The organism is Krasilnikovia sp. MM14-A1259 (assembly GCF_047159535.1).
Classification (GTDB): Bacteria; Actinomycetota; Actinomycetes; order Mycobacteriales; family Micromonosporaceae; genus Actinoplanes.
In genome coordinates this window covers 4,874,697-4,890,719 of record NZ_BAAGAJ010000002.1, presented here as the reverse complement: position 1 = coordinate 4,890,719, position 16,023 = coordinate 4,874,697, and the positions used below count along the sequence as shown (strand labels likewise).

Annotated in this window: 15 protein-coding genes and 1 tRNA gene; 5 read left to right on the top strand and 11 right to left on the bottom strand. The window is 70.3% G+C overall.

The features are described from left to right. Positions 1-2: 2 nt before the first annotated feature. Together ACMCNK_RS22230 and ACMCNK_RS22225 are read right to left on the bottom strand one after the other, a co-directional pair. Complete coding sequence (locus ACMCNK_RS22230; RefSeq protein ID WP_412738312.1) at positions 3-224, bottom strand: hypothetical protein; 222 nt, start codon at positions 222-224, stop codon at positions 3-5. A gap of 841 nt (positions 225-1,065) precedes the next feature. Then, positions 1,066-1,156: transfer RNA gene (locus tag ACMCNK_RS22225), tRNA-Ser, on the bottom strand. A 152-nt stretch (positions 1,157-1,308) separates the two neighbouring features. On the opposite strand from ACMCNK_RS22225, the gene ACMCNK_RS22220 reads away from it, so the two are divergent. Further along, complete coding sequence (locus ACMCNK_RS22220; protein WP_412738311.1) at positions 1,309-2,607, top strand: hypothetical protein; 1,299 nt, start codon at positions 1,309-1,311, stop codon at positions 2,605-2,607. A 63-nt stretch (positions 2,608-2,670) separates the two neighbouring features. On the opposite strand, the gene ACMCNK_RS22215 is transcribed toward ACMCNK_RS22220, so the two are convergent. Beyond that, on the bottom strand, positions 2,671-3,426 hold the full coding sequence (locus tag ACMCNK_RS22215) for a CPBP family intramembrane glutamic endopeptidase (RefSeq protein WP_412738310.1): 756 nt from the start codon (positions 3,424-3,426) through the stop codon (positions 2,671-2,673). Between the two features lie 141 nt (positions 3,427-3,567). On the opposite strand from ACMCNK_RS22215, the gene ACMCNK_RS22210 reads away from it, so the two are divergent. Then, complete coding sequence (locus ACMCNK_RS22210) at positions 3,568-4,683, top strand: globin domain-containing protein (RefSeq protein ID WP_412738309.1); 1,116 nt, start codon at positions 3,568-3,570, stop codon at positions 4,681-4,683. Here the strand turns inward: ACMCNK_RS22210 and ACMCNK_RS22205 are convergent. Continuing rightward, positions 4,680-6,473, bottom strand: coding sequence for a peptide deformylase (locus ACMCNK_RS22205; protein ID WP_412738308.1), 1,794 nt, complete (start codon positions 6,471-6,473; stop codon positions 4,680-4,682). The two genes, ACMCNK_RS22210 and ACMCNK_RS22205, sit on opposite strands and share 4 nt — an antisense overlap. A gap of 393 nt (positions 6,474-6,866) precedes the next feature. On the opposite strand from ACMCNK_RS22205, the gene ACMCNK_RS22200 reads away from it, so the two are divergent. Beyond that, entirely contained in the window at positions 6,867-7,583 is a 717-nt protein-coding gene (locus ACMCNK_RS22200) for a hypothetical protein (protein ID WP_412740949.1), read from the top strand. A 40-nt stretch (positions 7,584-7,623) separates the two neighbouring features. Here ACMCNK_RS22200 and ACMCNK_RS22195 read toward each other — a convergent pair whose 3' ends face one another. Further along, complete coding sequence (locus tag ACMCNK_RS22195) at positions 7,624-9,609, bottom strand: hypothetical protein (RefSeq protein WP_412738307.1); 1,986 nt, start codon at positions 9,607-9,609, stop codon at positions 7,624-7,626. Positions 9,610-9,865: 256 nt separating this feature from the next. Here ACMCNK_RS22195 and ACMCNK_RS22190 point away from each other — a divergent pair, with 256 nt between their 5' ends. Continuing rightward, positions 9,866-10,576: a class I SAM-dependent methyltransferase gene (locus tag ACMCNK_RS22190; RefSeq protein WP_412738306.1), complete on the top strand. Its 711-nt coding sequence runs from the start codon at positions 9,866-9,868 to the stop codon at positions 10,574-10,576. Between the two features lie 2 nt (positions 10,577-10,578). Here ACMCNK_RS22190 and ACMCNK_RS22185 read toward each other — a convergent pair whose 3' ends face one another. The 5 genes from ACMCNK_RS22185 to ACMCNK_RS22165 all read right to left on the bottom strand — a co-directional run bounded on the left by ACMCNK_RS22185 (position 10,579) and on the right by ACMCNK_RS22165 (position 14,516). Next, positions 10,579-11,109 (bottom strand): YbhB/YbcL family Raf kinase inhibitor-like protein, encoded by a 531-nt coding sequence (locus ACMCNK_RS22185; RefSeq protein ID WP_412738305.1) that lies wholly within the window; start codon positions 11,107-11,109, stop codon positions 10,579-10,581. Between the two features lie 148 nt (positions 11,110-11,257). Further along, entirely contained in the window at positions 11,258-11,674 is a 417-nt protein-coding gene (locus ACMCNK_RS22180; RefSeq protein ID WP_412738304.1) for a hypothetical protein, read from the bottom strand. 65 nt (positions 11,675-11,739) lie between these two features. Next, a complete protein-coding gene (locus ACMCNK_RS22175) occupies positions 11,740-12,624 on the bottom strand; it encodes a C40 family peptidase (RefSeq protein WP_412738303.1) in 885 nt (294 codons plus the stop codon). A 312-nt stretch (positions 12,625-12,936) separates the two neighbouring features. Beyond that, on the bottom strand, positions 12,937-13,815 hold the full coding sequence (locus tag ACMCNK_RS22170) for a transketolase family protein (RefSeq protein WP_412740948.1): 879 nt from the start codon (positions 13,813-13,815) through the stop codon (positions 12,937-12,939). A 14-nt stretch (positions 13,816-13,829) separates the two neighbouring features. Further along, positions 13,830-14,516: a transketolase gene (locus ACMCNK_RS22165; protein WP_412738302.1), complete on the bottom strand. Its 687-nt coding sequence runs from the start codon at positions 14,514-14,516 to the stop codon at positions 13,830-13,832. Positions 14,517-14,565: 49 nt separating this feature from the next. Here ACMCNK_RS22165 and soxR point away from each other — a divergent pair, with 49 nt between their 5' ends. Continuing rightward, complete coding sequence (gene soxR / locus ACMCNK_RS22160; protein ID WP_412738301.1) at positions 14,566-15,003, top strand: redox-sensitive transcriptional activator SoxR; 438 nt, start codon at positions 14,566-14,568, stop codon at positions 15,001-15,003. Positions 15,004-15,006: 3 nt separating this feature from the next. On the opposite strand, the gene ACMCNK_RS22155 is transcribed toward soxR, so the two are convergent. Continuing rightward, entirely contained in the window at positions 15,007-15,981 is a 975-nt protein-coding gene (locus ACMCNK_RS22155) for an NAD(P)H-quinone oxidoreductase (RefSeq protein ID WP_412738300.1), read from the bottom strand. Positions 15,982-16,023: the final 42 nt, after the last annotated feature.

Here is a 16,023-nt window from a genome sequence, read left to right as displayed (position 1 = left end):
GATCAGAGATCCAGGTCGGGGCTGATGCACTGCGGCCCCCCGCAGGCTGAGGTGCTGTTCCACTTCTTTGCGAGGGAGTGGGGCTGTACAACCGACGTCTTCACCTCGGCGCCATTCGCCGAGCCGCCGCCGAGGGTCGCTGTGGTGAACCCGAACACCGCAGCCGCCAGGACCGCCGCCATCGCGATGGCGCGTCGCACGTGGGACCGGGTGTTGCCGTTCACGTAAGTCATTCCCGTTTTCCTATCGCTCGTCGTTGATCAGGAGCAACCCTCCCATGCCCCGATCAACGGCGGATCAACGGTCGGCGGAAGAGGTGCGCGGCACGGTCAACGTCGAACACAGTGAAGGCACACGCGGGGTTGGCCATAACGACCGCGTCGTGAGCCAGCCGCCGATCTGGTCTCGCAGCGTCGACCGAACCGGGTGGGCAGGCCCGGCAGCGGGTTCCGGCCGCAACCGACCGCGCCGAAGCGGTGGTGGTGTCGGCACCGATGAGCACCTGCGCACCGTGTTCGCGTTCCACGAGCGTGGCGATGCACTCCGGCGTACGCCAGGCGGTTGCGTGATTGGCGCGTGAGGGCCTTCGAAGCGCAGGCACGCTAGGGCCGCCGGATTGTGGTGCCAAAGAGGATGCGCCTGACGGTGTCGAAGGGCGCTCGGCGTGCTCACGCGCCCCGAAAGGTGCCAGTCGTAGCAGCATCCTCGCGCAGCACAGGTCGTTCCGAAACAGCCGACCACCCTCGGAGCACCACGGTCCTGATGGGCGGGAAAATCCGCCAGTATGCTGAAACGAATTAGGCCGCGATCCTGTGTTTACCCAGGTCACGGCCTAGCTGTACTGAACGCCGAATCAATATCGGCGTACGCCGGGCACCACAGGAACAGCAGGCAAAGGCCTCCGGGCGGGTAGTGGCACGGGTACGACCGCGTCGTGCGGACAGGACCACTTGCGGGCCGGTTGAGCGGGCAAACGCCGGTTGAGCGAGCCAACACAAGGCGGCGCGAGAGGCGAGGAGGGAGTCGAGCTGAGCCGCCACGCGGCGGTGGCTCGGTGATGAAGGGCGGAGACTCCGGGATTCGAACCCGGGAGGGGCTTTAAGACCCCAACCGCATTAGCAGTGCGGCGCCATAGACCAGACTAGGCGAAGTCTCCCTTGGCAGCCCACGGGCCACCGACCGTCGAGGATACCGGACCGCCTCGGCACCGGGCAAAGAGGCTGCCATCTAGCCACGCCGATCACGAATCGACCGACCGCCGGATTTTCACCGGGAGAAATGGCTGCGGCGCGGCTAGGCTGCCACGGCATGGAGGAGAACCAGCCCACGCCGCGCCGGAACTCGTCGCGCGCGCGTAGCCCCCGGGCCGCGTTCAGCACCCCGGACGAGAACGCGCCGCCGACCACGCCCGGCGAGCGCGCCGCCAAGCCTGCCCCTCGGGTGACCTTCCAGCCGCCGTCCGCCAGCCCGGACGATCACGGCCCGGCCGCGAACCGGGCCCGGAACGATCAGAGCACGGCCGCGAACCAGACGCGAGACGATCAGGGCCCGAACACGAGCCCGGCCCGGGGCGACCAAGGTTCGTCCGGACGCCCGGTGCAGGGTGACACGGGCTCGAGCGTGAACTCGGCCCAGGACGACCAGGGCTCGGCCTCCACGCGGGCGCAGGCGGCACAGGATGATCGAGGCGCCCGCCCCGCCAAGAAGGCCGCCGCAGGTGCCCGGGCTCCCCGGAAGACCGCTGCAACGGGCGCGCGACCGGCCAAGAAGGCCGCCGCATCGAGGAAGGCCGCACCACGCAGGTCCACCGACACTCCAGCGACAGCCACGCCCGCAGCAGGCGCCTCCACAACCCCTTCGACGGCCGCAGAGGCAGCGCCCCCGACCGCCACGGAGGCAGCGCCGCCGACCGCCACGGAGGCAGTACCCCCGACCACCGCGGAGGCATCACCCCCGGCCAACGGGCGTACCGAGGCTTGGGCAAAGATCCTCGCCGATCCGGGTCATGCGCCTGAGCTGCTGGCCGTCGCCGCGGTGCAGGCGATCGGCCCGCGCGCCCGGGACTGGGCGCAGCGGACGCGGGCCGCGTACCCGGCGGCAGGACCGGATGCGCTTGCCCGCCTGGCGGCCGCCCAGTTCACCCGGTTGGGCAGCGTGACCAGCGTGTTCGGGGCGGTGGCGGGCTCGCGTACACCGGCTGCGCTGCTCGCCGCCAACGCGCTGACGCATGCCGAGCTGGCATTGCATGTTGCTGCCGCGTACGGCCTGGACCCGACGGACCCGGCACGCGCCGCGGATCTGCTCGTGCTGACCGAGGTTCACGCGGACCGGGAGGCGGCCGAGCGGGCGTTGGCCGCCGCGCGGCGGCCTGCCCAGGTACGTACGGCCGGGAGGGTCGGCGAGGACCATTCGCCGGCGCTGTGGCGGGCCGGACGGATGGCCGGGCTGCAGGCGGGCGCGTGGGCCCTGCTCCGAGCGGCGAACCGGTACTTGCCGGGGACGAGCCTGCTGGCGGCCACGTTGACCGGCCGGTCGTCGGCGCTGAACATGGCGTCGCGGGCCACACTGTTCTACCGCGCGACGTTCACCGCGAACAGCGCGAGGTAGTCGCGGCCGGGCAGGCAGGGCCGCTGTGCGCCACGATCACCGCCACGGCCCGCGCAGGCTTGCCTACAGCCAGGTGAGCCAGGACTTCGGGAGGGCCGAGTAGCCGACGAACGCGGCGATGTCGAGGACGCTGTGCGCCACGATCAACGGCATCACGCGCTTGGCACGTAGGAAGAACAGTGCAAAGACGACGCCCATCACCGCGTTGCCGACGAAGGCGCCGAACCCCTGGTACAGGTGGTAGGAGCCGCGCAGCACCGCGGAAGCCCCGATGACCAGCGGGAGCTGCCAGCCGAGCTGGCGCAGCCGGGTGACGAGATAGCCGACGACGATGACCTCTTCGAGCACCGCGTTCTTGATGGCGGCGAGGATGAGCACGGGCGTCGCCCACCAGACGGGTTGCAGGGCGGCGGGCACGATCTGGGCATTGATGCCGAGCTGCGCCGCGGCGTACACGAGCAGCAGGCCTGGGATGCCGATGGCCGCGGCCAGGCCGAAGCCCCAGCCGAGGTCGAAGCCGGGGCGGTTGAGGGTCAGCCCGAGCGTCTCGGTCGGGCGGTGCAGGAGATAGAGGACCAGCAGGACGGGTACGAGCGCGAAGAAGATTTCGAGCAGCTGGTAGGTCAGGTCCAGGTACGGCCGTGGCGACTGCGATGCGTTCAGCGTGGCGGCCTGCTGGGAGAGCGGCTTTCCCGCGGTGAGCTTCGCGATGATGGACACCACGGAGTAGACCGCGGACTGGCCCAGCGACAGCAGCAGGACGATGGCCACTTCCTGGCCCAGCCGGGTTCGGGTGGCCGGCCGTGATTCGGAGGTCACCTGATCACTCTAGGGCGCGCGTGACCGGGGCATCCGCTAAGCACAAACAGACCAAAATGGTGCAGGCGACTCGCCGACGTCTGTGCCATGTCGCACTTCGGGTGCGTCGGGTACCCGACTCTGGTATTCCACCCTGAAGGCATGGGAGACCTCGCACGCTTGCTCAAGGAGAGCTGGAGCCTGGTCGAGGAACACCGGGACAAGGTCGCCGGATATTTCTACGCCCGTATCTTCCTGGCGCACCCCAACGTGCGCGACCTGTTCCCGGTGCAGATGGACGTGCAGCGTGCACGCCTTCTCGGCGCGATCGTCACGGCCGTGCAGACGCTCGAGGATCCCGAGCGGTTCGACCAGTACCTGAAGGCGCTGGGCCGCGATCACCGGAAGTTCCACGTGGAACCGGGTCATTACGAGGTGGTGGGCGGAGCCTTGATCGAAGCGTTGCGGCAGTTCGCGGGCGACCAGTGGGCGATCGAGTACGAGCAGGCGTGGGCGGATGCGTACGCGGTCATCGCGGCGAAGATGCTGGCGGGGGCGCAGGCCGATACCAATCCCCCGTACTGGCATGCGGAGGTGATCGCGCATGAGCGCCGGTCCACCGACATCGCGGTGTTCACGGTGTTGCCGTTGCAGCCGCTGGAGTTCCGTGCGGGGCAGTACCTGAGCCTGGAATGCTCGCGCTACCAGCCTCGGTTGTGGCGTACGTTCTCCCCCGCGAACGCACCGCGGCGGGACAACACGCTGGAGTTCCACGCGCGGGCCGTGGGCGCGGGGTGGGTGTCCAGCGCCCTGGTGCGCCGCCTGCAGGTGGGTGACATGGTGCGACTGGCCGCGCCCATGGGGTCGATGACCCTGGACCGGCGCTCCACCCGGGACGCGGTGTTCGTGGCCGGCGGCACCGGCCTGGCTCCGGTCAAGTCGCTGCTGGAGGAGCTGACCCGGTACAACCGGACCCGCTGGGTGCATGTGTTCTTCGGCGCCCGCAACCGCGACGACCTGTACGACCTGGCCGAACTGAACCGGCTGGCCGCCCGCTACCCCTGGCTGTCCGTGGTGACCGCGTGCAGTGACGACCCGACGTTCGCGGGCGAGCAGGGCAACATCTGCGACGTGGTGGCCCGGTACGGCCCGTGGAACGAGCACGACTTCTTCGTCTCCGGCTCCGGCCCGATGGTCAAGTCCACTCTCAAGACCCTGGCCGAGCTGCAGGTGCCCCCGATGCGCATCAAGTACGACAGCTTCTCGGACATGACCTAATACGCCCACGGCCGCCCGGTCTGGTGGTACTCCTCCACCGGCACCAGGTTGTCGTCGGTCGGCATCCGGTCCACGTACAGGCGGCCCTCCAGGTGGTCGATCTCGTGGCTGACCAGCCGCGCCATCGCCTGCTCGAACGACGTGATCACGCGGGTGCCGTCGAAGCGGGCGTGTTCCACCTCGACCCGCAGGGGGCGGCGGACCAGGCCGCGGTAGTCGAAGAAGGACAGGCAGCCCTCGTACCGTTCGTCGGTGTCCGGGGCGGCGCCGACCAGCCGCGGGTTGAGCAGCACGACCAGGTCGTTGCCGTGCTCCGGCGGCCGGATCACGGCGGCCGCGACCGGGATGCCGATCTGCGGGGCGGCCAGCCCGACCCCCTTGCGGAAGTCGTGCGCGCGTTCCAGCCGGTCCAGCGTGCCCAGCAGGGCGGTGACGGCGTCGCGGGCGGCGGCCTCCTCGCGCGGTAGCTGGAAGTGCCGGGCCCGCTGCCGTAACAGGTCGGAGCCGCGTTGCACGATGCCGATGTCGCGCATCCGCTGGCTGGCCCGTTCCTCGTCGCGCCGCTGCGCCGCCCGCTCCCCTGGTCGCTGCACCGCGCGCTCTCCCGGCCGTGGCGGCGCGGAATGCTCCCCCGGTCGCGGCGGCGCGGAATGCTCCCCCGGTCGCGGCGGCGCGGAATGCTCCCCGGGGCGCGGCGGCGCCGCGCCGTCGTGGTGCGACGGGTGTCGCGGCTCGCCGCCACGATGCTGGGGCGCACCGGGGTCCAGGGCCGGGAGACGATCGGCGCCGCTTCGCTGTGGGGGTATCGGTTCGCCGCCGGCCCGCTGGGCGATGATCAGCTCCTCACCGGCCGGGGCACCCGGACCCCGGAACCGCCACTCCAGGCGGTACCGCGCGTTGAGCAGGGGCGCATCGGTCGACCACTCGAAGATCGCCCGCTCACCCTCGTTGTGGCGCTCCAACGGCGTACGCACGGGCACCTCCGCGGCCAGCGACGTCTCCACACCCCACACCTGCGGGTCGAACTCGACGGGAAAATCCAGCCGTACGGTGAGGCTGCGGGTGGGTAGCCGGACCGCTCGCTGGAACCACTGCCCCCATTTCTCCTCGCCGACCGTGTACGCGTACTCGATCGTGGTGCGCTCGCCGGGGTAGAGCGGGAACCGGCCGTGCTCGTTGGCGAACAGCAGCCAGACCTCCTTGGCCGCGTCCCGGTCGAGCTTGACGTACCAGTCCATGGGCTCGACCGCGGCGCCTTCGCCCGCGTACGCGGTCAGGTTCATCTCCTCGACCGTGAGCGGGTGCGCGCGGTGGTGCTGGTTGGAGCGGGCCGGGTCGTGCGGATACCGGTCGACGGCGATCTTCACGAGGTAGCGCGTGACCGGTTCGCCGCCGGGGTTGTAGAGGTCGCGGCGGACCCGGCACCGGTACGCGCCGCCGGTGTACCGGAGCTCGGCGATCTCCCGCTCGACGATCAGCCCGGTGCCGGGTGGCAGCCACTGCACCGGGACCGGCGGGTCGCGGTGCAGCGAGCTGCCGCGGGCGTGGCGCAGTTCGTCGTACTCCCGGAAGCGCTGCCAGATCGCGCCGCCGGCGGCGAGGACGGCCTCGGCTCGCCGCGCGAAGTCCTCGGTGGGCTTGTGCCGGCGGCTCTCGACATGGCTGACGTACGAGGGATCGAAGCCCATCCGCGCGGCGAGCTGCTTCTTGGTCATGCCTCGCTCGTTGCGCCATTGGGCCAGCGCCGCGACGAACTTGTCCGCGGCTCGCTCGATTGGTGAGGTGGTCAACACGGTGTCCCCTTCGCCACGAGAGCTTCAGTGTCACCGTCGCTCTTGTCCGTAAGGGGCTAGTAGCACGTTGCCGACAGATGCCTTGACGGCCCTTACGGCGCGCGTGAATGCGTGACCAGCGGGTACAGAGTCTGTTGACCAGGGCCTTCGACAGACCTGGTTAGGTTAGCCTTAACAAGGTATGGTGGTCGTCGCCGCGGAGACTCGTCCCCGGCGATCGCGACGGCGTGGTGAGGTGACAACGGTGGTGCGGCCGACGAAGCGTTCCGGGTGGCACGCCCACCCTCGGATCGGCGTCGCCAGGTGACCACCGCTATCGACCGGGCGTCCCTGACCGGCGCCCCCTTCGCCGAGCAGCCCCTGGCCCCCGTGACCGCGACCCTGCGAGCCATGTTCGGCACCAGCACCGAGGTGCCCGGCCTCGCGCCCGATCTCCTGGTCACGGACCCGACGGGCTGGGAGCCGACCACCCTGCTGACCGGCGACCGGCTCGACATGCTGCTCGACGGTGCCCACGAACGCTGGCAGGCCGAGCCGCATGCGGCGGCGGCGCTGGCGTGGAAGGTGTACACGTACTGGCTCGCGCTGCCGGCCGTGCTGGGCTGGGCGTCGGCCCGCCGGGTTCCGCTGTTGCGCGCTCCTGACGTACTCATGCATTTCGACGACCCGCGGCCGCTGGTCACGCTGGGCATGCGCGCCGACGTCGAGGTGGCGGTGCTGCCGTCGGACCCGCTGGCGCTCGCCGGGCTGCCGCAGGTCCGGGTGGTCGCCGACGAGGCCGCGCTGCTCGCGGTGCTGCGGCGCTCCCTGCTCGACGAGCATCTGACCCCGCTGCTGGACGCGATCCACCGCCGGGTCCGCGTCGGCAAGCGGACGCTGATGGGGTCGGTCGCCTCCGGGATCGCCTACGCGGTGCTGCGCTCCGCGGACGTGCTGCCCGGTTCGTCGGTCGACACGATCGACGTGCTGCTCACGACGCTGGGCGTCGCCGACCTGATCGAGCTGGTGCCCGGCCCTACGGGCCAGCTGGAGGTCCAGCGCAAGACGTGCTGCCTGGCCTTCACCCTCCCGGACGCGAAGGTCTGCCAGGGCTGCTGCATCAAGTGACCCGCACCGGGCGCGGCCTCGCGCACGCGGGCGGCGCGGGTCAGCGGGCCGAGGTGGCGGTCAGCGCGGCGTTCGGGTCGTCGACCAGATTGCGTACGTTCCACACCCAGGCGCCGCCGGTCCACGTCGGCTGGAAGCCGAGAAGCTCCGTCATCACGCCCAGCATCTCGGTGTCGCGCGCCTGAGGGGTCAGGACGACGGCGCCGGCCTTCCAGAAACGCAGGTCCGCCAGCGTCATCTCGCGGCGGGCGTCGGTGATCTCCGGGGTCGGGTTGCCCTGCTTGATCGACGCCATCAGCCCGCTGGTCGGCCGCCACGGCGGCGAGAACAGCGCGGTGCGGTCCGTCGGGTCGAGCGGATTCTGGTTGGGCAGCAGTGCGTACGCGCCGGCGATCCGCATGTCCTGATGGGTGTACGCGCTCCAGCGCAGCGGGTCGGGGTAGCTGGAGTCGGGCAGCGGCAACGCGACCACGGTGTGGTTGTCGTCGACGTACTGCCGCCAGGCACCGGAGGTGACGAAGTCGGGCACCGGGGCCATGGGCGTGGTCGCCAGTGGCGTCGGCACCAGCGGGACCAGCGCCATCACCACCGCGGTGATCATGGCGACGCGGACCGGGCCGCGGAGGGTCGGCTGGGTCCGGATCAGGTCGGCGCCGCGCTGCACGCCCAGCGCCAGCACGATGCCGATCACCGGGGCGATGGCCATCGCCCAGCGGGTCGGGACCGCCGAGTCCAGCACCGGGACGCTGTGCAGCACCGACCAGATGCCGGGCACGCCGGTGTTGATGCCACGCAGGTAGATCCGCGGCCCGAGCGACATCGCGGCGAACAGCAGCGCGATGCCGCCGAGCGTGACCACGGCGACCGTACGGCGCATCCAGAAGATCAGCCCGAAGAACAGGATCACCAGACCCCAGCCGAAGAAGGCGTTCTCCTCGGAGGCGTTCTGCGCGAGCCCGATGGCGGGCTGGCCCTGCCCGGCGATCGAGCGCTGCGAGTACGCGGTGAAGGAGGCCAGGTCGGCCCCGAAGTTGCGGACGAACGGTGCCAGCCCGTGGTAGCTCTGCGGCCCGAAGAACTGGACGCACAGCGGGTAGGCGAGCACGGCCACGCTGAGCACGCCGGCGATGCCGATTCCGCGCAGGAACGTGTGAATCTCGCCGGGGTGGTTGCGCCGCCGGGACACCGCCATGACCGCGCAGAACAGGCCGAGGCCCACCGCGGTCATGAACAGGACTTCGAGGTTGATGAACGCCTGCCACACCAGCAGGCCCGCGAGGATGATCCCGCCGCGTACGGCCCGGCCCGGGGTGCGCAGCGCCAGCGTGCGCCAGATGATCAGCGGGACGAGGAACTGCGAGACGATGTTCGGGTGTCCGCCCGCGTGCGAGACCATGCTCGGCGCGAACGTGCAGAACAGCGCGCCGACCCAGGCGGCCAGCCGGGAGCTGACGAACTGGCGGGAGAGCACCAGATACCACGACGAGCCGGTGCATGCCAACGCGAGCGTGAGAAATACGTTGAACGCCACATGCGGGCCGAACATCAGAGTGATCGGCGTCATCGGCAGAGAAACGGCCAGCACTGACGTGTTGGCCATCATGTTCACCCCATCGGGGTAATTCATGCGGTCGGAGAAGAACGGATAGACGCCATCCGTGAGCACTCGCGCACCGTGCGCCAGCATCCACTCAAAGAAAGCCTGATCTTGCGGATCGTCACGCAAGTCATGATCAAGATTGAGCCACAACGGCGCCGTCAGGAAGAGAGCGATGGCGACGAAACTCATAATCGCGAGTACGTCTCGCCATTGCAGAGTGCGCCACCGGGCCGTCGGGCCGCTTCGCTCGGGTGCCGGGTCGGATACGACTCGACCAGCGGGTTTGACGGAGACGGGCGTCGCCGCGACCTCGCTTTCCAGGGCGATGAGCTCCGCGTCCAGGTCCTCTGCGTCAACCTCACGGTTCGGCAGGGCCGCGTGCCCGCCAGCCGACTGGCCTGTCGAGTCAATACCCGTAATCGTCATAGCGTCGGCGAGCCTAACCGAGGTTGGTAACGTTGCAGTGACGAGTGACCGATGCGTGATCGAGACGATATGTAGGGGTGTTTTCGGGCACGGAGCGGACACGAAGCACCACTGGTAAGCATCCCGGGGTACCCTCCAGGCAATGTCTCAATCAGGCAAACAATGACCGGTCACCCCCTGCTCAACTTTCGGTCACGCGCGGCGGATGGTTAACTCTTCCGGTCCCGCTGTCCAGCACGACGAGGGAACCCGACTTATGGCAGACATCACTGGAGACCAGCGGATCCAGTCCGAGGTGCTCGAGGGCTTGGCGACGGCCGTGAACCACCGTCGCTGGTTCGTCGAGCTGGCGCTTCCGTTCCTGGGGGACAACCCCATCGAGATCGGCAGTGGCCTCGGGGACTACGCGCTCGAGTGGTCGGCTCACCTGCCGCGCTTCACCGCCACCGAGGCGGACCCGGACCGGCTGGTGCAGCTCAAGGAGCGCCTGGCCGACCACCCCAGCATCGACGTGCGCCAGATGCTGCTGCCCAGCACCGACGGCGGCGACTACAGCGCCGCGGTGTCGTACAACGTGCTGGAGCACATCGAGGACCACGTCGGCGCGCTGCGCAGCATGGCCGGCCTCGTCCGGCCCGGCGGCCGGATCATCATCATCGTTCCGGCCTTCATGTTCGCCATGAGCCAGGTCGACATCGCGACCGGCCACGTACGCCGCTACACCAAGAAGACGATGCGTGCCGCCATGACCGAGGCGGGCCTGACCATCGAGAAGATGCACTACGCGAACGCGCTCGGCCTGATCGGCTACTACGGCGCCACGAGCATCTTCAAGCTGGCCCCCAAGGAGGGCCCGATGGTGAAGGTGTACGACTCGCTCGTTTTGCCCGTCACCAAGGCGGCGGAACGCCTCGTCAAGCCGCCGTTCGGCCAGTCGGTCTTCGCGGTCGCGCGCACCCCGCTCTGACCTCAGCCACCGGCCTGGAACGTCGGGCGGATCGTCGCCCGGGCCAGGGTGTGGAACGCCAGGTTGAACCCGACCACCGCGGGGGTGGCATCGGCACCCACGTCCAGCCGGTCGACGTCGATGGCGTGCACCGCGAAGACGTACCGGTGGATCTTGTCGCCCGGCGGCGGGGCCGCGCCTCCGTACCCGGTGTCGCCGTAGTCGTTACGGACGCAGAACGCGCCGTCGGGCAGCGGGTCGGCCCCGCGCTCCAGTGCGGTCACCGAGGCCGGCAGGTTGACCAGAACCCAATGCCAGAAGCCGCTGCCCGTGGGGGCGTCGGGGTCGAAGCAGGTCACCACGAAGCCGCGGGTCTCCGGCGGGAAGCCGGACCAGGCGAGCTGCGGGGAGAGGTTCTTGCCACCCACACCCGGGTGCGCATGCAATTCGTCGAGGGGCCGGCCGTCGGCCATGTCCGAGCTGGTGACCGTGAACGCGGGCACGGGCGGGAGCAGATCGTACGGATCCGGGGCTGCGGGGCGGTCGAGACTCATGGCGGTGTCCTTCCTCCAAGCGTCCGCGGGGAAACCACGATGGGGATTCCCGCGTTCGGCCGAGAGTAACCAGAAGACATTTCTGACCGGTTGCCGATCTCCCGTCACCGCCGCGAAGTTCATCCAGGAAACGCACAGCTGGTGCGCTTCACAGTCCGGCTCTCGGGGCAATATTCATGTCGGACATCCGACCGGGTGTGTGCGGCTGAGATCCCCGCGCTCGGTGGGACAGGTCGTCGAGGACGGCCAGCAAGTCGGCACCCGCCCTGATGGGGACGGGTGCCGACTGCTGTCGGGGGGAAGTCCCGCGGGTTGGTCCGGCGGCAGGCCCGAACCGCGGCCGGCACGGCGCAAGTCCCTCGATGGTGACCGGCACCGTACGGGCGGCCGCCCACGCCGCCCGGTCCAGCCGCAGTCGCCGGCTCACCACCGGCACGCCCCGCACCAGGTGCCGCTCGATACCGTCGTCGGCGTAGCGCCGAGCCGGATTGTCCGCGAACGCGTCGGACGTCGCGTACTCGGCGCCCAGGCCCTCGAACGCCAGGTGCAGCACAGCCGTGATCATGTCGCTGATCGCGCCTCGGGAAAGGGCTGCGGCGCACCGAAGATGCGCCGCAGCCGATGATCCACTCAGAACCGTTCGATGTGGAGTCCCGCGTAGAGCCGCCGGTAGACGACCCCGGTGCGAGGATTGCCCGCATCGATCATCATGCCGCCGCCCATGTACACCCCGACGTGGCCGCGTCCGACGACGAGGTCGCCGGGGCGCGCGTCAGCCCGGGACACGATCCGCGCGAGCGCCGCCTGGGCACCCGAGGAGTGCGGCAGGCGCAGGCCGATCCGCGCGTACGCGCGCTTGGTGAAGCCGGAGCAGTCGAACAGGAACGGCCCCTCCGCACCCATCCGGTACGGCTTGCCCAGCTGGGCGCGAGCGAAGGCCAGCACCGGACCCATGCCGCGCAACGGCCGCATGCCGGCGCGGTACCGGACGGTGCGGCTCGGGCCTTCCCCGGTGCGGTACGCGGCTTCCGTGAACCCGTGGGTGGGGCGGGCAGCCGCCCGGTGAGCCTTGGTCCGCCGTGCGTCCGCCGCGCGGCGGAGCACCATGATCCGGGCGCTCACCCGGACCACAGCCCGGTCGGCCGCGCCACGCACGACGCTGATCACCGGCCGTACGGTCATGGCACGCACCGCCGATCGCGACACCCGGTCGGCATGCCGGGCGAGCACGGTGATCGGATCCAGGGCCGGATTGCGGAGGACCGCGGCGGGCGAAACGTGCGGCGGCAGTACGGCCTCCGCCGGCCGCTCGGCGGGATCCATGGCCGGGGTGATCGCGGCCAACGCGAGCGCGCCCGCGGTCAGCACCCGGCGGGTGTACGGATGCGGCACGGCCTGCCGCCGGTGCCGGCCTGGCGCGCTCGGGAGGATCCCGGTGGTCAGCAGCACCTGGCGGGTGTAACGCTGCGGAATTGTCTGCCTGCGATGCCGGCCCGGAGCACCGGTGGGCGGCATGCGGCGATCGTAGGGACGGGACAGCGTCTGCCTCCGGTGACGGCCCGGGGCACTCACGCGAATCCCGGCGGGCGCGGCCGATGGCAGCGGCCGCGCGGCTGTCGCGCCGTCGAGCGGCGACAACGGGAACCCGGACAGATTTAACATTTCGCCGACCAGACGAACACACATCGCGGTTTCTGAGGGGCGAAATCCCCTGAATTAATCTGTCCGGGCGGTACCCAAATTGTGTAACAGGCACGTAAAACCGCAGGTGAGAACGCATTTTGGTCGGGTGCGGACAGTGCCCTGTCCCCACCCCGCATCGAGTCCTCAGCCGAGGAACGTGGTGATCGACGCGCGCAGCCCGGCCGGGTCCAAACCGTACGAGCGGTCCTGGTCGGCGACGCTCCCGTAGTGCCGGGTCTCCACACGACTCACGCCCAGATGCAGCTCGCGGTGCGGCAGATCCGCCAGCGCCGCCCCGGCCAGACGGCTCGACGTGCCGGCCAGGTACGGCTCCACCACCACGACCTCCGTTCCGGCCAGTGCGCGCAGCCCGGCGGCGTCCAATGGCCGGGGGTTCGATGTGTACGCCACCGTCACGTTCAGGTCCGCCACCGCGGCGAGCACCGGGTCCAGCATCGGCCCGACCGCGAGCACCAGCGGCGCACCGGCCGTTCCGCGGCGAACCACCTGCAACCGCGTCGATTCCGGGAACGCCTGACGGTTCTCCTGAGTGGACAACCGGATGTAGACGCGATCATCCGTACGGGCCGCCGCCCGCAACAACGACGGCACCTCGTCGCGGTGCCCGGGCACCTGCACGGTCCAGCCGTCCAGGGTGTCCAGCAACGCGACGTCGCCCGGCGAATGGTGGGTGTAGCCGACGTCCGACGCGTCGTACGAGGCGCCGATGCTGACCAGCACCGCCCCCACATCCTGGTGGCCCAGGTCGAGCTTGATCTGTTCGTACGTGCGGTCCACCAGGAACGGTGCGTACGAATGCACGTACGGGCGCAGCCCGGTGAGCGCGAGGCCGCCGGCGACCCCGGTCATGAGCTGTTCCCGGATGCCGACGTTGAGCACCCGATCGGGGTGCCGTCGCTGGGCCGGAGCGAACGCGTCGGCGGAGATGACCGCGAGTACCAACGCCGTACGCGGATCCTCGGCCAGCAGTTCCGTCGTGGTGGCGACGAACGCCTCCCGCATCGCCTCGGTCATGGTCAGCGTCCTTTCGGGGCGACGGTGGCGACCACGACGTGTGGCCGGGCGCCGTCGTGGGAGGTCAGTGCACGTTCGATCGCGTCGTGGTCGTACCCGTCCACCACCGCTGACGACCAGCCGACGAACTGGCCCGCGATTCCGCCGGGCCACCCGTGCGTGGCGGACTGGTTGTCGATGACGATCGCCGTGAGCCCGCTCAGGCGCGCTGCGTACGCGTACGCGATGGCTTCGTGGTTGGACCCTTCGTCGAGCTCCGCGTCGCCCAGCAGCACGTACGTGCGGGAGTCGAGGAAGCCCTGGGCGCGCAGGCCGAGCGCGGTACCGACGGCCAGGCCGAGGCCGTGCCCGAGCGAGCCGGAGCCGATCTCCACGCCCGGGATCAGGGTCCGGTCCGGGTGCAGGCCCAGGCGGCTGTTGCGGCCACCCAGGTCGTCGAGCCAGCTCACCGGGATGATGCCGGTGGCCGCCAGCACCGCGTAGTACGCCGCCGGCCCGTGGCCCTTGGAGAGCAGGAACCGGTCCCGGTCGGGCTCGTCGAGCGTGGCGGGGGTGACCCGCAGCACCCGGTCGTACAGCACCCAGAGGACGTCGAGCGTGGAGTACGCGCTGGGCGCGTGCCTCTCGTCGCCGGCGAGGCGGGTGACGAGCTCTCGTGCGGGATTCGCCCGCTGCGCGATGACGGCCATGTGAGTAGCCTGTAAGTTGAAGCTCACTTCAACTCAAGGGAGGCGACGGGTGGATTTGCTCACCATCGGTGAGATGGCGGCCCGCAGCGGCCTGGCCCCGTCCGCGCTGCGCTACTACGAACGCGAGGGGTTGATCCGTTCCACCCGGACCGGCGGCAATCAGCGTCGCTACCTGCGGGCGGAGCTGCGCCGCGTGTCGTTCATCCGGATCGCCCAACAGGTCGGCGTCTCGTTGGACGAGATCCGGGCAGCGCTGGCGTCGCTGCCGCAGAACCGCACCCCCACCAAGGCCGACTGGGCGCGGCTGTCCGCCCGCTGGCGCCGGCGCCTCGACGAGCGGATCGCGCTCATGGAACGGCTGCGCGACCAGCTCTCCGGGTGCATCGGTTGCGGCTGCCTGTCCTTGCAGCGTTGCAAGCTGGTCAATCCCGGTGACCTGCTGGCCGATCAGGGCCCCGGCCCGCGGAAACTGCTGTCCGCGGACTGAATCTCAGGGCAGGAGCAGGACCTTGCCCAGGTGATCGCTGGTCTCCATCAACCGATGCGCCTCGGCGGCCGCCTCCATCGGCAGCGTACGGTCGATGATCGGGCGGATCGCCCCCGCGTCGACCAGCGGCCACACCTGCTCGCGCACCCCCCGGACGATGCGCGCCTTGTCCGGGACCGGGCGGGCCCGCAGCGTCGTGGCCGCGATCGTGCCGCGTTTCGCCATCAGCGCGCCCAGATCCAGCTCGCCGGTGCGGCCGCCCTGCATCCCAATGACCGTGATCCGCCCACCGGGCGCGAGCACGTCGACGTTGCGGCCCAGGTACGCGGCGCCGATGATGTCCAGCACGACGTCCGCGCCGCGGCCGTCTGTGGCGTCGCGCACCGCCGCGACGAAGTCGGTAACCGTGTAGTCGATCGTGAGGTCCGCGCCGAGCGCCCGCAGCCGGTCGTGCTTGGCCGCCCGGGCCGTGACCATGACCCGGGCGCCGAGCGCCTTGCCGAACTGGATCGCGAACGTGCCGATCCCGCCGCCACCGCCGTGCACAAGCAGCGTCTCGCCCTTGGCCAGCCGCGCGACGTCGACGACGTTCGACCACACCGTGCACGCCACCTCGGGCAATGACGCGGACTCCTGCACCGACAGGCCCTGCGGCACCGGCAGAAGTTGACCCTCCGGCACGGCCACGCGCTGGGCGTACCCACCGCCGGCCAGCAGCGCACAGACCCGCTCGCCCACGCGATGCTCTTCCACACCGGGGCCCGTCGCGGTGATCACACCGGAGCACTCCAGCCCCGGGTACGGAGAGGCACCCCGCGGAGGCGGGTAGTGGCCCTGCCGCTGCAGGAGGTCGGCCCGGTTGACCGCTGCCGCGGTCACGTCCACGACTACCTCGCCGGGTCCCGGCTCAGGGTCGGGGACCTCGGTCCACACGAGTGCTTCCGGGCCGCCCGGGGTTTCGATCACGATGGCGTGCATGGGGTCTACTCTGCCCGATTCCCTGCCGGCGCGGTGACGAGT